Below are 15,026 nucleotides of genomic sequence, written 5' to 3'. Positions count from 1 at the left end.
TCGCGGCGCTCATGGTGATGCTCGTCTTCGGGTTCTGTCGCAGTAAGGACGTGGTGGAACAGCCGGGCCTACCACGTGAATCGGGGTCAGGCGGCCAGCGAATAGAACTGCTCTGCTGCGGACGTAGCGCTCCCATCCGGGCACTTCATCTGGCCCTTTGCGATCATGTGCATGAGCTCGATGGCGCCCAGCAGGATGCGTGCGCAGCGAAAGTCCTTGAAGCCGAGCATCGGTCGAGTCAGTCGCTTGATGGCCCGATGGTCCTGCTCGACGATGTTGTTCAGGTATTTGCTCCGCCTGATGACGGTGGGCGCTTCACGTTCGGCGTTGATGTCGTGCAAGGCGGCCAGGTTGGCCGGGCTGCCGTCGATGGTCACCGTGTCAGGCTGGCCGTGCTGCGCGATGGCGGTTTCGAAAAACCCCCGTGCTGCGGCCTTGTCACGCTGGGCGCACAGCAGGAAGTCGATGGTATTGCCCGCCTTGTCGACCGCCCGGTACAGATACTTCCACTGGCCGCGTACCAGGATGTAGGTCTCGTCCATGCGCCAGCTTTTCCCCACCGGACGCTTGGAGTGGCGAAAGATTTTGCTTAGCGCCGGTAGCAACTTCAGCGCCCAGCGATGCACGGTCGAATGGTCAACCGAGATGCCACGTTCGGCCATCATATCCTCGAGATGACGCAGGCTCCGCGGATAGGCGACATACCAGCGCACGCAGGGCAGCATCACCTCCAGCGGATAGTGCAAGCGCTTCAATACCTTCGCAATCTCCGTGTTCATCACCACTGGCCACATTGCCTGAATTCGATACCGGCTCATTCTACCGGAAGCTTATTGCGACAAAACCCGTGTACGAGAAGGCAGGCGTCGGTCCCGAGGACATCGACGTGTCCGAATTGTACGACTGCTTCGCGCAGAACGAAGTCATCTCCTATGAGACGCTCGGCTTTTGCCCGGAGGGTGGTGCGGAAAAGTTCGTGCGCGACGGCGACAATACCTACGGCGGCAAGGTCGTCATCAACCCGTCCGGCGGCCTGCTTTCCAAGGGGCATCCGCTTGGGGCCACCGGGCTCGCGCAATGCTACGAGTTGACCAACCAATTGCGCGGGCAGGCCGACAAGCGGCAGGTCGAAGGCGCGAAGCTGGCGCTGGCGCATAACATAGGGCTCGGCGGGGCTTGCGTGGTGACGCTCTACGGCAAGAACTGAGCCACCAGCGCGGATCATGTCTTGGCCGCCGGCACGCGTCATGCGTCCGGCGGCTTTTTTTGTCGTTGCCATGGCGCATCAACCCAATCCTGTGGCCCGCCATCCGCCTTCGACGGGCATCGAAAAATGGCCAGCAGGGCAAGATGCCCGTGCTGGCCCCAATCCTGGGAAGGGAATGATGGTCCGGATGGCCTACGCCGGGTCCGCTTCCCGTGCGTTGCGATCGCGCTCGTTCTGCATGAGTTGCAGCTCGCGCCACAGGATCTTGCCTGTCGACGTCTTGGGCAGGCTATCGAGGAACTCCACGACGCGGGGAACCTTGTAGGCCGACATCGATGACCGGGCCCAGTCCACCAGCGCCTGGGGCTCGATCGTGCCACGGGCGCCAGGGCGCAACACGACCAGCGCCTTCACCGTCTCGCCACGGTGACGGTCATGGGCCGAGATCACGCACGCCTCCTGTACCGCAGGGTGCCCGTACAGGAGAGACTCGACTTCCGCGGGCCACACCTTCAGGCCCGAGGCGTTGATCATGCGCTTGAGCCGGTCGGTGACGTAGAAGTAGCCGTCATCGTCGTGATAGCCAAGGTCGCCCGTGCGCAGGAACGGCTTGCCGTCGATCTCGATGAAGACTGCCGCAGTGGCGTCGGGCTTGTTCCAGTAGCCTCCAAACATCGTGGGGCCGTGCAGGACGAGCTCGCCGGACTGGTTCGCGTCGAGTTCGGCGCCGGTCTCCGGGTCAATCACGCGGGCATCGCAATTGATGACCGGCACGCCGGCGCACTGGCGCCTGGCGGCCTGCGGCGGATTGCTGTGCGACATGCCGCAGAATTCGGTCAGGCCATAGCTTTCCAGGAAGGGCTGTCCCAACCGCGCCTGCAACGTACGGGCCAGCGCCTCGGGCATCGCTGACGCGCCGCCGTAGATGCGCGTTAGCGAAGACAGGTCACGCTGGTCGATGTCGGGACGTGCAAAGAGTTCCGCCAGCATGGTAGGGACGGCGGCCCAGGTGCGAAGGCGCAGCCGCTCGATGAGTTCCAGCGCCGCATCGGCATCCCAGCGCGCGAGTATCGCGACGGTGCGCCCCAGGCGCACGGCCTGGTTCATCGCCCGCATGCCCGCCAGATGGGTCACCGGCAGCGTGAGGAGTTCGTCCTCCTCCGCGCGATCGGATTGCCAGTACTCACGATGCGTCATTGTATAGACGAAGTTCCGGTGGCTCAGCATCGCGCCCTTGGGCTTGCCCGTCGTGCCGGACGTGTAGCCGATCACCGCGAGGTCAGGGCCGCCGCCCTGCATCGGCAGGGGACCGATGCAGGCGTCCAGCGCGCCCGAGAAGTCGTGCATGCGCGGGTCCGCCGACTGGCGCGGCGGTTCGCTGATGCACGCGGGCACATCGAGATAGGGCACCTCGCCGGGTCTGCCGGCGAACTCGGCCGGCGCCCCCACTACACAGCCATCCAGGTCATCGCCTTCCAGCAAGCCCTGCAACCGGTCCACCAGGTCTTGCGTCGCGATGACGACCCGCGCGCCGCTGTCCCTGGCGTAGTACTCAATCTCCTCGCTCGTGCTCATCGGATTCATGGCGACGACGACGGCGTCGCAGCGCATCACCGCGTAGAACGCAATCATGTACTGCGGACAGTTCTGCATCAGCAGCAGCACGCGGTCGCCCTGACGCACCGACAGGTGATGCTGGAGGTAACCGGCCAGCGACAGGGCCGCGGTGTGCAACGCGCGGAACGTCGTCTGCCTGCCGTAGAACACGACGGCGGGCTTGTCCGGCACGCGGGTTGCCGAGTCTTCCAGGTGGCTGAACAGGTTGCAGTCCGCCACCTCCAGCGTGCGGGGGACGCCGGCAGGCCAGTGCGCGAAGTGTCGTGTCAATTGGGGCATGTGTGATAGCTGAATGAATGGGGACGGGCGGGAATCAGGCCACTGCGACGATGGCCTCGCCGACGATCTTGGTCTCGCCTTTGTGGTTGGTGCACTGCATTTCCACGCGCAGCCGCGGCTCGCCATCCTGCTCGAAGCGTTCGGCGACGCGTCCCGTGCAATGCGGCTGGTCATACAAGTGCGTGATGCCGGTAAAGCGCATCTTCAGGCTGCGCAGGCGTGTGTGCCCGGCCCAGTTGGTGATCAGCCGGCTCAGGTAGGCGGCCGACAGCATGCCGTGGGCACGAGAGGAAGGTGGGAGGCACGCGCAGCGACGGCAGGCCGGCGGCACGCGCCACGGCAACGTTGCTGTACTCGGGGTTGGTCTCGCCGATGGCATTCGCGTACCACCGCACGGCCCATTCCTCCACGTTCACTTGGCGCTGGCCAAAGCTGTGGYCGATCAGGTTCTTGTCAAGCATTGCTAGTTCTCCATGGGACTGGCCTGCCGCGTCCGCCCCGGGGCGCTGCAGGAAATTGATCCGGCCTCAGGCGCGGGCGGGAATGACGCCGTCGAGGTTGGCCGCGGGCGCGGCGCCGGCCACGAGATCCGGCATCAGCGCGCCAAGTTCAGCCACCTCCCAGCGTCCGGCCTTCTCGATCCTGGGGCCGGCGCGCCAGCCTTCTGCCACCGTGATGCGGCCGCCACGGCTGCCGAACACGCGGCCGGTGACGCTGTCGGATTCTTCGCTGCCGAGCCAGACGATCAGCGGGGCGACGTTGGCGGGGTCGAACGCGTCGAAGCCTTCCACGGCGTTGGTCGACACCTGCAGGCGGCCGCTCTTGAGCAGATGCTCGGTGTGGCGCGTGGTGCCGCTCGGATAGATGGTGTTGACGGTCACGCCATAGCGGCCAAGCTCTTCGGCGGCGATATTCGACATCGCCGCGATGCCGGCCTTGGCCGCGCCGTAGCAGGTCTGGCCGATATTGCCGAACAGGCCCGCCGACGACGAGGTATTGATGACGCGCGCCTTGCGCTGGCGGCCCGCCTTCGATTCGTCGCGCCAGTAGGTGCTCGCGTGACGCATCGGTACGAACGTGCCGCGCAGGTGGACGCGCATCACGGCGTCCCAGTCTTCCACCGGCATGTTCACCAGCATGCGGTCGCGCAGGATCGCGGCGTTGTTGACCAGCACATCCAGTCCACCAAACGTCTCGATGGCAGCCTGGATCATCCGGCCGGCGCCTTCCCAATCGGCCACGTCATCCTCGTTGGCGATCGCCTGGCCGCCCATCGCGCGGATTTCTTCCACCACCTGGTGGGCCGGGCCGGACGCGGCGCTGGTGCCATCGGCGGACGCGCCGAGGTCGTTCACGACAACCTTGGCCCCGTGACGGGCGAACTCCAGGGCATACTCGCGGCCAAGGCCACGGCCGGCGCCGGTGATGACCACTACGCGGTCTTTGCAGAGCTGTTGCATTGAGCTTTCCTTTCGTCGATTTGAACAGCGTGGGAAATGTGCGGGCGTATTGGTCCCGGCGCATGACGGGAGCGATCGGGCCGCTTCGGAATTCGGTAGGCGGTCGGGACGCTCTGCGAGTCAGTCCCGGCCAGCGGGCGGTTATTCGGCCTGGATGCCAGCCAGCGCGATCACGCGCTTCCACTGCGCCTGATCATTCGCCAGTGCGCCGTCAAATGCCTTCGGGCCCAGCGCGTAGGGCGTGGTGCCGCGTTGCGCGAAGTGCGCGGCGGCCTCCGGCGGGTCGAAAAACTCCAGTGCCGCCTGTGCCAGTTTGTCCACCACGGCGGGGGGCGTTCCGACAGGCGCGGCCAGGCCGACCCAGCCGGTCAGCGTCGCGCCCGGCTTCCCGGACTTGACCAGCGGCACGGCGGCCGATATCTCGAGCACGGTATAGTCCACCACGCCGCTGATGAGGTCTGGCAGCAGTGTGCTCATCGCCTTGTAGGGCGCGTCCACCGCCTGCACCTTGGCCGGGTCATTGATCGCTGCCAGCATGGCGCGATAGCCGGCACTGCTCGTGCCGAAGTTCAGCTTGCCCGGTTGGCGCCTGCCTGCGGCTGCCAGTTCGGCGAGCGACTTGTTTGGCGAGGTGGCCGGGACGACTACCGTCACCGGCAGCGCGCTCAGGCGCGCGACGGGAACAAAGTCGCGGGTCGGGTTGTACGGCAGATGCTTGAACAGCCAGGGATTGGCCGACATGGAACTCGACAGTGCCAGCAGCAAGGTGTATCCGTCCGGCGCCGCCTTCGCCACGGCATCGGTGGCAATGATGGTGTTGCCGCCGGGCCGGTTCTCCACGTAGAACGACTTCCCGAGCTTCCGGGTGAGATGGCTGGCCAGCAGGCGCGAGAAGTCGTCCACGCCCGTCCCCGGACTGGTGGCGGAGACGATCTTGACGGGCCGTTCGGGATGGCCGTCGGCCAGTGCGGCGCGGCCGGCAAACAGCAGGGTCACGCCCATGCCCGCAGCGAAGCAGGCGAGGGTGCGTCGGGCTTTGTTGGAAGCAGTCATGAAGCTTGTCTCCGATGTTGTCTTTCTGGGATCGGCGCGCAACCTGAGTCCTGTTGCGCACCGCCTGCAACATGCCTGCCGTCAGAAGCCGCCGCGGCCTCCGCCGCAGATGATGGTCTGAGCGTTCACGTAGTTGGATTCGGGAATGCAGAGCATGTACACCGCGCCCGCTGCTTCCTCGGCGGTGCCGAAGCGGCCGAGCGGGGTGTCGCGGCCCGCCGCGGCGATCCGGTCCGGATGCACGCCGACCTTGATTTCGCGGCCTTCCACCCGCACGGTCATCTCTTCGGTGGTCGATTGCGTCAGGCGGGTCTCGATGGCGCCGAAAGCCACGCAGTTGACATTGACCTTCATGCGTCCCCACTCCTTCGCCAGCGACTTCGTCATGCCGATCACCCCGGCTTTGGCCGCGGAATAGTTGATCTGGCAGGCATTGCCCTGCGTGCCCGAGACCGAGGAAATGTTCACGACCTTGCGGAACACTTCCTTGCCGGCCTCCGCCTCTGCCTTGCTGGCTTCGCGGAAGTACGGCTGGGCCGCGCGCAGCAGCATGAAGGGCGCCTTGAGGTGACAATCGACAACGGCATCCCACTGCTCGTCAGTCATCTTCTGGATGACGTTATCCCAGGTATAGCCGGCGTTGTTGACGATGATGTCGAGTGCGCCGAACGTATCGACCGTCTGCTTGACGATGCGCGTGCCGAAATCCGCTTCCACCACGCTGCCCGCGAAGGCAACGGCCTTCCCGCCGGCCTGCACGATGTCCGCTACGACTTCATCGGCCGGCGCCTGGTCGAGATCGTTGACCACGACGATGGCGCCTTCGCTGGCGAACTTCAACGCAACCGCGCGGCCGATGCCGCGGCCGGAGCCCGTAACGATGGCGACCTTGCCTTCCAGTTTTCTGCTCATGAAAATATCTTCGTAATGTGTGAATCCGCGTGCCGCAGGCTTTCATGATGGCCATGCCACCACGTGACGGCACTACTCCTGTTGGCGAGTGCGACGCAGCGGTTCCGATCGGGGTGCCCGGCTCGCCTTATGCGGCTTCCCGGCGATGCGGTTCCTCGAGCACGCCGAGGTGGTACTGCGTTTCGCCATGCAACTGATCGAGCACGAGAATGCGCTTGAGGTAATGGCCGACGGCACACTCGTGCGTCATGCCGATGCCGCCGTGCATCTGGATGGCTTCCTCGGCAATCCGGCGCGCATTGCGGCCGATGAGCACCTTCGCCGCGTGGAACTGACCATCGCCACGCGCGAAATCATTGCGTCCGGCCAGGGTGAGGGCGAGCGACATGACAAGACTGCGGCTTTGCTCGCGCGCGACGAGCATGTCGGCCGCGCGGTGCTGAAGCGCCTGATTGCTACCGATCGGCCGCCCAAACTGCCGGCGAATCTTCAGATACTCGAACGTCATCGCGCTGGCGCCTTCCATTGCGCCGAGCATTTCGGCGCACGCGCATGTAATACCGGTGCGCATCACATGCTCGAGCGCCGCGGCGGTATCCTGCGTACCGCCGAGCCGCTTCCCCTGAACATTTTCCAGTTGGATATTCCCCGCGGGCGAGCCGTCCACCAGTCGGTACGGCGACAGATGCAGGCCGATGTCCGCGGCGTTCACCAGGAACAACTGAATACCGTCGTCCGGCGTCGTCGCGCTCACAATGAACTGCTGACAGCTCGGCGCGTCCAGCACCATCTCCTTCGAGCCGGTCAGGAACCAGCCGGCGCTGTCATGCTTCGCCGCGCATTCGATGCGGCCGTGCTGGCGTTCCTGGTGCGCCCATCCCATGCGAGACATGCCCATTGCGATGCGGGGCAGCCATTCCGACTTCTGCTTGGGCGAACCCATGGCCTGCAGAGCAGTGGATGCCATGACCACCGTCGAGTGATACGGTTCCAGGGCGAGCACCTTGCCGAGGGCTTCGGAGATCATCGACAGGTCGACGGCGTCGCCGCCGAAGCCGCCATATTCCTCGCCAATGGCAGCACCAAGAACACCCATCTCGGCAAGCTGCCCCCAGACGCGGGCGCGTGGGCCAGGCGAGTTTTGCAGCAGGCCTTGGCGCGCCTCAAAGGTGTACTCCTTCGCCAGCAACCGCGAGAGTGCGTCGTTGAGCTGGAGCTGAATGTCGTTCAGTTTGAGATCCATTTACAACCCTATTACGGTGGAAGCCAGGATGTTCTTCTGTACCTCGGTACTGCCGCCATAGATGGTCACAGCGCGCGAGTACAGATACGCGGTGGTGAGTTCGCCGCAGTCGCCGCGCAGGGACGCCGCACCGCCGATCTGCATCGCCAGTTCCACGATTTCCTGGTACAGCTCGCTGCCGCGCACTTTCAGCAGCGACGCCATGTTCTGGTCGATACCGGCATGCATGAGCCGCAATTGCGTAATCTCGAGGGCATGCACGTCGGTCTCGATCAGCGCGATGCGGCCTCGCCATGCCGCGGCGGTCTTCGCCGGAAGGCCGGCGCGTTCGCGGCTGGCGAGCAATTCCCGCGCGTAGCTCATACGCTCACGGGTGCGCCCGATGCCGGCCACGTACGTTCGCTCGTGGCCGAGGAGGAACTTGGCATAGTCCCAGCCCTTGTTTTCCTCGCCGATAAGCCCACTCTGCGGGACGAGCACATCGTCGAAGAAAACCTGGTTCAGGCTGTGCCGGTCGTCGATGCCGATGATGGGGCGAATCGTCACGCCGGGCGACTTCAGGTCGATCACGACGAAGGAGATGCCCGCCTGTTTTTTGGCGGCGGCTGAATCCGTTCGAAGCAGGCAGAAGATCCAGTCGGATGCGTGGGCCTGGCTCGTCCAGATCTTCGAGCCATTGACGACATAGCCGCCGTCCACTCGCCTGGCGCTGGTCTGCAGCGACGCGAGATCCGAGCCGGAGTTCGGCTCGGAGAAGCCCTGGCAACTGAGGATGCCGCCGTTGAGCAGTCTCGGAAGAAAGAATTCGCGTTGCGCGTCGTTGCCGAAGTGAATAATGACCGGCCCGAGCATCGTGATGTTGAAAATATGCGGGGTAGGCGCCGAGGCCATCGCGCATTCGTCCGCAAAGATCATTTGCTGGCCGGCATTCCAGCCGGTGCCGCCATGCGCCACGGGCCATGCCGGCGCACCCCAGCCATGTGCGTCGAGGGTACGTTGCCACTGGCGCTGGTCCTGGTAGCTGACAAAGCCGGTGCTGCGTATCCGCTGGCGCATGTCGGCCGGCAGATGGGCTGCGAGGAAAGCACGTACCTCTTCCCTGAAGCGCTTGTCTTCGGGTGTGCCAAGTAAATCCATACATGTCCTTTCTGTTGATGCTTGGAGCTTGAAGCGCGCGCTGCGCGCGATGCCTTGCCTGAAGTGTCCTGGCGCTAGCGCGAGCAGGCGACAAAGGCGGGGGGAAGCTCGGCGTAGAGCACGTCGATCAGTGGCGTGCGTCGCTGGCGCGCAGCGGCCTGGTTGATGTAGCCCTTGTCGGCAATCTCGTTGGCCTCGGACGAGGGCGGCTCCGCCATCAGCAGCAGCCGGCGTACCTGCTGGCTGGCGCCGGATGCCGCCTGCGCGCGAAGCGCGTCACGCAGGGCGGCAATGACCGTCGGATGCTTCACCAGTTCCTCCGGCGGCAGGGCTGCCAGTTCCGGCGCAAGGCGCTGGCAGGCGGCCACGTTGGGCCATGCCAGGGCGGCAACATAGTTGCGGTCGTGGCCGCAGATCACGGCGTCGGCCAGCAGCGGCGCACAATGCTCGACCAGTCCCAGCCGGACCGAGCCGGTGCGTACCCAGGTGCCGTTGGCGAGCTTGAAGTCTTCGACGCATCGTCCGGCGTAGCGCAGGCCGTGCAACGGATCTTCCGGATTCGCCAGGCGCACTGCATCGCCCATGCGGTAGAAGCCTTCCTCGTCGAACGCCGCCTGGGTGAGATCCGGGCGCTTGTGATAGCCATGGAACACGGGCCGGCCGCGCAGGCGGACTTCATAGCGGTCGTCGCCGCCATCGAGCGGTACGAGTTTGATCTCGACGCCCGGGATCGGCACGCCCACGTTGCCGAGGTCGCCACCGGGCAGCGTATAGATCGCACCTTGGCCGGTGGTTTCGGTCGAGCCAAAGCCCGCGACGAACCCGATGCGCTCGCCCACCGTACGGACGGCGGCGCTCTGGAAGCGTTCCCAGACATCGCGCGGCAGGCTGGCCCCGCCATAGGCGACGAAGCGCAGGCGAGAGAAGAACGAGCGGGCGAAGGATTCGTCGCGCTCCAGTTCGGCGGCGATCAGCGCCCACGCGGACGGCACGGTGGCATAGAACGTGGGGCATACGTCGCGCAGGTTCTGTACCGTGCGCGCGAACTGTCCCGGCAGCGGACGGCCGTCGTCGAGATAGTAGGAGCCGCCCAGCGTCATCACGCGGCCCAGGTTGCCCATGCCGCCAAAGATGTGGTGCCAGGGGAGCCAGTCGAGCATGACGACAGGTTCGTCCGCAATGGCGCGATGCAGGTACTGGTACTGCCCGATCATCGCGGCCACGTTGTCGTAGCGGATCGGCACCGCCTTGGGTTCGCCTGTTGAGCCCGAGGTAAAGAAGATTCGCGCCACATCGCGCACGGGATCGATGGAGGCGTGCGCGGCCTGCAGGTCGGCGATCCGTCCGGCAGTCGGCGCGGCGCCGGCGAGCGCGGCCCACGCGGTATGGCCTGCCTGCGGGCTGTCCACCGCGATGACCGCAGCGGCCGGCACGCCAAGCGCGTCCAACGCGCGCGAGAACGGCGCCGACGACTGCACGAACACGGCGCCCGGCTCGACCAGCGCATGCATGCCGCGGACTCGCTGGTGATCCTGGCTCAGCAGCGAATACGACGGGGAGACGGCTGCCGAAGGGATGCCCGCATACTCGGCGCCCAGCAGCAGGACGGCCTGCTCCAGCGAATTGCCGGACAGGATCATCAGCGGACGCGCCTGCGACAGGCCCATCGCCAGAAGTCCCGACGCTACCGACAGCACCTGCCGGTGGAGCTCCGACCACGTCAGCGTGCGCCATGCGTCGCCGGCGCGTTCGCTGATGGCGGGCAGCGCGCCCCGCGTTTCGGCCCAACGCGCCAGGAAGCTGCTGAAGGCGAAGGGGCCGCCTTGCAGCGGCGCGTCGGTCGACCATAGCAGCAACGAACCGTCCTCACGACGTCCGTACGCGGCGCCGGGTTGCGACAGGCCGGATTGTCGGTAGCAGGGTGCAGCTTCGGTTTGGGTGCGCGACGTCGCGGCCGGAATCGTGGTAATGCCAGACATGTGTCGGTCTCCGTGGGATGGCTTATAGGAGACCAAGCATGCATTGCCGGCGCGCTGCAATCACTAGCCGGGGAGGCCAGTTCAGGGTATCCCCTTAGAGCCGCCCCCTTCCAGGTGATCAAACGACACTTCAGTTTTGATGAAGCGGGCGGTGAAAACGTGCCGTCGTGCACGCTCCTGCTACGTAGCCCTTCTTCCTTGAGGGTCGGCCGGGATTCGTGACTATCTGAAGCTTAAGATATTTGCGAATCCCGGCCGACCCTCGACTACGACCTGACCATGAAGGAACTGCAGGCGGCGGGGTGCTTTGATCCGCCGCCCCCACCGCCCACCGCCACCCCCGCCAGCGCCGCCAGCGCCGCCAGCGCCGCCGCCGGTGGTCTGCTGCCGCAACGCCGCGGGGCAGAGCTGGCGACGGGACCGGCGAGATGCCCGACTGGCTGCGGCGGGCGGTCAATGCGGGGCAGAGCGTGGAGATTTTTCGGGTCTGATGGGGCGACTGGGGCACTCTATGTGAACTGACGCGCGCGGATGCGGCCCCTTCCCTCTGAGTTGCTGCGCCGCGTCATCAGGCGATAGAGCGCTTTCAAGGTCAGACCCATTTACCACGAATCTTCAGGTAGATTTCATCAACACGCCATGAGCGCCCTGTGGGCTTGCCGAAACGGTTCCAGCGCTTGACGAACTCCGGCGTATAGCGCCTCACCCAGCGCAGGATCGTAGTGTGAACCAGTGCCAAGCCCCGCTCCGCCATCATCTCGACCAGATCGCGTAGGCTGAGTTTGTAGCGCAGGTACCAGCGCACGCACAGAATGATGATTTCCCGATCAAAATGTCGACCATCGAACAACCCCTCAAGACTCTCCAGCTTGCTCATCACCGGCCATCAGTTCGTTTACCCCGACAACTCTAACCGATTCGCCGCCCCTATTTGCACCAGAGCCCCCTATCCTTCTATCACCACATTCGAGAGCCCAAATGACCGGATCCAAGACCGAGCGGGCAGCGTTCCAACCCGCGGACTTTTCAACCTCGCTTTGACAAAATAGTGAAAACATGCTACCGAAGCGCCGTTATTTGCAGCGTCGATCTGAATACTGTACATACGTACAGATTTCACGCGTATCGCTTAACCCGTGTCCACGGTCGATTCATCCGTCCTATCGCAGGCATGCGAGGCTAAATGCATGTGCGGTCGGTGCTGCTTTTTAGGGGTGCCTGAGCAGGCACAGGAACTTCCGGCCAGCAGGCGGCGCAGAGTCGGCGCTCGACTGCCTTGTCGGCGTACGTTATAAGGTGAGACGAACTTCTGCAGCACTGTCCCCGTGCTGCCTGGATAGTAATAACAGCGTTAGACATGCACGAGCACGCTACCAACTCCCGGGCGGCAGACCAGTCCCCGGGTCTTGCCATCGAGGCCGTCGCCAGTACGAAACTGGTTCCCCCGCGTGCGACCCGCCGCCTAATTTCACGGGATGCGCTACAGCAGCGCCTCCTCGATGCGCGGCGCCAGCGTTGCATCGTTCTGCAAGGCCCGGCCGGCAGTGGCAAGACGTGCAGCCTGGTGGCGTTGCGGCAAGCGTTGCTGACACTTGATTTCGATGTCGCTTGGCTCTCGCTCGCCGCAGAAGACAACGAACTCACGCGCTTCTTCAGTTGCCTGCTGGCCGGCATTGGGATGGTGGACGGTGAAGTGGTGCGCGACGCGGCGCTGCTGATGCGGCGCGATAGCGATGGCACGGATTTTGAACACTGGGTCGTGTCCCTGGTCGAGGCGCTTGCCGCCCGGCAGCGCGATCTGACAGTGATCGTCGACGATCTGCAATACCTGAACAGTCCGCAGATCTGTCAGGCGCTGCAATGCCTGCTCGACTACGCTCCGCCCAATCTGCATCTGGTCTTCAGTTCGCGCAGCGCGTTTCCGCTATCGCTGGCGCGTTTGCGCGCGCAGTCGCTTGTGGTTGAGTTCGACCTTCACGACCTGCGCTTCACTCCCGAGGAATCCGAGCGCTTCCTGCGCGAGCAATTGGGCCACATCGATCGGCGCGACGCGCGCGTGCTGCACGATCTGACCGATGGCTGGGTGGCCGGGCTGCAGCTGTTCGCGGTGGACATGCATGCCAAGCAGGGCGGTGGCTATGCACGTGTGCGCGTGCGCGATGCCAAGGCGTTTGCGAGCTATTTCGAGCGCGAAGTGCTCGACAACCTGCGGCCGGAAGACCTGCAGCTGCTGACCATTGCGGCAACCTGCAGCCAGTTCTGTGCGTCGCTCTGCGCGACGCTGCTCGGCGTGCCGCAGGCGGTAGCGGCCATGACGTCGCGCCTGACGCGGCTCGACGACCACAATCTCTTTATCAGCCAAGTGCGTAGCCAGGACCGCGAGACTTGGTATCGCGTACACCCGCTGCTGCGCGAGGTGCTGTCGCACCGCCTCGACGAAATGCCACCTGCCGACCGGCTCGCGCTGCATGGCGCCGCGTGGCGCTGGTTTGGCGCGCGCGGCCACATCGACGACGCGGTGCGCCATGCCGTGCAAGCCGGGGAGGTGCAGGCAGCGGCCGATATCGTTGAGGCTTGCGCGGTGGAAATGATGGGCCGTGGCGAACTGTCCGAGGTGTCTAGCCTGGTGCGCCGGTTGCCCGCGGAGCAGGTGCAGGCTCGTTTTCCGCTGCGGCTCGTAACAGCCTATCTCGCCATGTACGCCGGCAACCTTGGGGCAGTCGATGCGGCGTTGCGCCGGTTCGAGTCGGACCTCGATGCGCTGGGCGTGGGCGAGCGCTTTGCTGTGCGCGTCCTGCAGGCAGCGCTGGCGCTGCAACGCGACGACTCCGAATCGATCCATGCTATCGCACCCTTGCTCGAAGCGATCCCCGATGATGCCCAGGCGTTCGCGTTCGCCGGCCGCGCCCACCTGCTGGCGTGGATGCATATGCACCATGGCGACTACGATGCGGCTCGCGCGCTGCTGCAGGAAGGCGCGGAGCGCAACGTGGCGCCGGCGCGCCGAATGACGGGACAAGCGCTGTCTGGTATGAGCCTGTCCCTCGAAGGGCGCATTGTGGAGGCCGAGCGCGCGTTGCGTGCGGTGCAGCACGAGGTGGGCCGGCACGACACGCTCTACATCGACGTGGGCGCCGTTGTCGATGGGATGCTCGGCGAAGTGATCTATGAGCTCAACGAACTCGACGCAGTGTGTACGCAGCTGGAGCCATGCCTCGACATGGTGGAGCGGACGTCGGTACCTGACGCGGCGCTGCGCGGCTTCCTGGCCGTGGCGGCGGCGCATTGGCGGCTCGGCCACCGCCTTGAGGCACTCGAGCAACTGGATCGTCTCGACGACTATGCCAGCCGGCGCGGGCTCGACCGCATGCAGGCCCACGCGCTGGCGCTGCGGCTGCGCATGCTACTGGAGCAGGGCGCGACCACCGAGGCCATCGAGGTTCTGGAATCGCTGACCGCGCTCGGCCGGCGGTACGCCACGGCGGCACGCGGTACCGGCGCCGAAATCCGGCGTGTGGCCGACGCCGCACGTGCAGCGGCAGACCTGCACTGGGAGGACTACGACGGTGCTATTGCCTGCCTGAAGCCGCTGCTCGAAGACGCCAGGGCTGCGGGGCGGGGCGCGGCGGTGGCTGCCGCCCACGCAGCGCTCGCGGTGGCTTACCACGGACGCGGAGACGCCGATGCGGCGCGCCGGCAGTTGCTCGAGGCACTGCGGCTTGGCCACCAGCTCGGCCTCATGCGCAGCCTGCTCGACGTGTCGGACCAGATCCCGGCCATGCTCGAAGCCCAGGCTCCTGACGCGCTAGACCCGGTGCTGGCGTTTTACGCCAAGCGCCTCGTGGCTGCGGCGGCCAGCACGCGCGAAGCGGCCGCGCAGCCGGCCCTGCGCGATGCCGGTGGCACGACGGACGTGCTCAACGTCCGGGAGCGCGAAGTGCTGGCGCTGGTCGCCCAGGCCATGCCAAACAAGAAGATTGCGCGCGTGCTGGGCGTCACGTCCCACACGGTCAAATGGCATCTGCGCAAGATCTACAGCAAGCTCGGCGTGTCAGAGCGGGACGAAGCGGTGGCCCGCATGCGCGATCTTGAGATGGATTCGGCGTCGAGACCCCACTGACGGCCGCCTTGCTGCCCAA

Annotated in this window: 11 protein-coding genes and 3 pseudogenes; 3 read left to right on the top strand and 11 right to left on the bottom strand. The window is 65.3% G+C overall.

Annotated elements, in window-relative coordinates; translation table 11 throughout:
* Positions 1–86: 86 nt before the first annotated feature.
* Entirely contained in the window at positions 87–779 is a 693-nt protein-coding gene (locus AC1DT6_RS09870; protein ID WP_441630867.1) for an IS6 family transposase, read from the bottom strand.
* A 56-nt stretch (positions 780–835) separates the two neighbouring features.
* Here AC1DT6_RS09870 and AC1DT6_RS09865 point away from each other — a divergent pair.
* A pseudogene (locus AC1DT6_RS09865) lies at positions 836–1,207 on the top strand (thiolase C-terminal domain-containing protein); the annotation flags it as partial.
* Positions 1,208–1,399: 192 nt separating this feature from the next.
* Here AC1DT6_RS09865 and AC1DT6_RS09860 read toward each other — a convergent pair.
* The 9 genes from AC1DT6_RS09860 to AC1DT6_RS09820 all read right to left on the bottom strand — a co-directional run bounded on the left by AC1DT6_RS09860 (position 1,400) and on the right by AC1DT6_RS09820 (position 10,887).
* A complete protein-coding gene (locus AC1DT6_RS09860) occupies positions 1,400–3,103 on the bottom strand; it encodes an AMP-binding protein (protein ID WP_441630869.1) in 1,704 nt (567 codons plus the stop codon).
* A 34-nt stretch (positions 3,104–3,137) separates the two neighbouring features.
* The gene (locus AC1DT6_RS09855) at positions 3,138–3,377 is read right to left on the bottom strand and encodes a hotdog family protein (RefSeq protein ID WP_441630891.1); all 240 of its coding nucleotides are present in this window, start codon (positions 3,375–3,377) and stop codon (positions 3,138–3,140) included.
* Positions 3,274–3,564 carry an FAS1-like dehydratase domain-containing protein gene (locus tag AC1DT6_RS09850; RefSeq protein ID WP_477114648.1) on the bottom strand — a complete coding sequence of 97 codons (291 nt, stop codon included), beginning with the start codon at positions 3,562–3,564 and terminating at the stop codon, positions 3,274–3,276. Before AC1DT6_RS09850 ends, AC1DT6_RS09855 begins: the two co-directional genes overlap by 104 nt.
* 66 nt (positions 3,565–3,630) lie before the next feature.
* Entirely contained in the window at positions 3,631–4,563 is a 933-nt protein-coding gene (locus AC1DT6_RS09845) for an SDR family oxidoreductase (protein WP_441630873.1), read from the bottom strand.
* Positions 4,564–4,704: 141 nt separating this feature from the next.
* Positions 4,705–5,616, bottom strand: coding sequence for a Bug family tripartite tricarboxylate transporter substrate binding protein (locus tag AC1DT6_RS09840; RefSeq protein ID WP_441630875.1), 912 nt, complete (start codon positions 5,614–5,616; stop codon positions 4,705–4,707).
* Between the two features lie 81 nt (positions 5,617–5,697).
* Complete coding sequence (locus tag AC1DT6_RS09835; protein ID WP_441630877.1) at positions 5,698–6,528, bottom strand: SDR family NAD(P)-dependent oxidoreductase; 831 nt, start codon at positions 6,526–6,528, stop codon at positions 5,698–5,700.
* A 127-nt stretch (positions 6,529–6,655) separates the two neighbouring features.
* Entirely contained in the window at positions 6,656–7,771 is a 1,116-nt protein-coding gene (locus AC1DT6_RS09830; protein WP_441630879.1) for an acyl-CoA dehydrogenase family protein, read from the bottom strand.
* On the bottom strand, positions 7,772–8,908 hold the full coding sequence (locus AC1DT6_RS09825) for an acyl-CoA dehydrogenase family protein (RefSeq protein WP_441630881.1): 1,137 nt from the start codon (positions 8,906–8,908) through the stop codon (positions 7,772–7,774).
* Between the two features lie 74 nt (positions 8,909–8,982).
* On the bottom strand, positions 8,983–10,887 hold the full coding sequence (locus tag AC1DT6_RS09820; RefSeq protein WP_441630883.1) for an AMP-binding protein: 1,905 nt from the start codon (positions 10,885–10,887) through the stop codon (positions 8,983–8,985).
* Positions 10,888–11,127: 240 nt separating this feature from the next.
* On the opposite strand from AC1DT6_RS09820, the pseudogene AC1DT6_RS09815 reads away from it, so the two are divergent.
* Positions 11,128–11,378: pseudogene (locus tag AC1DT6_RS09815) on the top strand (H-NS histone family protein).
* 107 nt (positions 11,379–11,485) lie between these two features.
* Here the strand turns inward: AC1DT6_RS09815 and AC1DT6_RS09810 are convergent.
* Positions 11,486–11,764: pseudogene (locus AC1DT6_RS09810) on the bottom strand (IS6 family transposase); the annotation flags it as partial.
* 480 nt (positions 11,765–12,244) lie between these two features.
* Between AC1DT6_RS09810 and AC1DT6_RS09805 the strand changes: the two are divergent.
* On the top strand, positions 12,245–15,007 hold the full coding sequence (locus AC1DT6_RS09805; RefSeq protein ID WP_441629685.1) for a winged helix-turn-helix domain-containing protein: 2,763 nt from the start codon (positions 12,245–12,247) through the stop codon (positions 15,005–15,007).
* Positions 15,008–15,026: the final 19 nt, after the last annotated feature.

Source organism: Cupriavidus sp. 01L45 (assembly GCF_056399885.1).
The sequence above is the reverse complement of the archived record's forward strand: the minus strand, read 5'-3'. Positions and strand labels throughout refer to the sequence as shown.

Bases quoted from the DNA above. Each gene is read 5' to 3' on its own strand.
- AC1DT6_RS09820 (WP_441630883.1), bottom strand. From the start codon at position 10,887: ATGTCTGGCATTACCACGATTCCGGCCGCGACGTCGCGCACCCAAACC.
- AC1DT6_RS09840 (WP_441630875.1), bottom strand. From the start codon at position 5,616: ATGACTGCTTCCAACAAAGCCCGACGCACCCTCGCCTGCTTCGCTGCG.
- AC1DT6_RS09870 (WP_441630867.1), bottom strand. From the start codon at position 779: ATGAACACGGAGATTGCGAAGGTATTGAAGCGCTTGCACTATCCGCTG.
- AC1DT6_RS09845 (WP_441630873.1), bottom strand. From the start codon at position 4,563: ATGCAACAGCTCTGCAAAGACCGCGTAGTGGTCATCACCGGCGCCGGC.
- AC1DT6_RS09825 (WP_441630881.1), bottom strand. From the start codon at position 8,908: ATGGATTTACTTGGCACACCCGAAGACAAGCGCTTCAGGGAAGAGGTA.
- AC1DT6_RS09860 (WP_441630869.1), bottom strand. From the start codon at position 3,103: ATGCCCCAATTGACACGACACTTCGCGCACTGGCCTGCCGGCGTCCCC.
- AC1DT6_RS09835 (WP_441630877.1), bottom strand. From the start codon at position 6,528: ATGAGCAGAAAACTGGAAGGCAAGGTCGCCATCGTTACGGGCTCCGGC.
- AC1DT6_RS09805 (WP_441629685.1), top strand. From the start codon at position 12,245: ATGCACGAGCACGCTACCAACTCCCGGGCGGCAGACCAGTCCCCGGGT.
- AC1DT6_RS09830 (WP_441630879.1), bottom strand. From the start codon at position 7,771: ATGGATCTCAAACTGAACGACATTCAGCTCCAGCTCAACGACGCACTC.
- AC1DT6_RS09855 (WP_441630891.1), bottom strand. From the start codon at position 3,377: ATGCTGTCGGCCGCCTACCTGAGCCGGCTGATCACCAACTGGGCCGGG.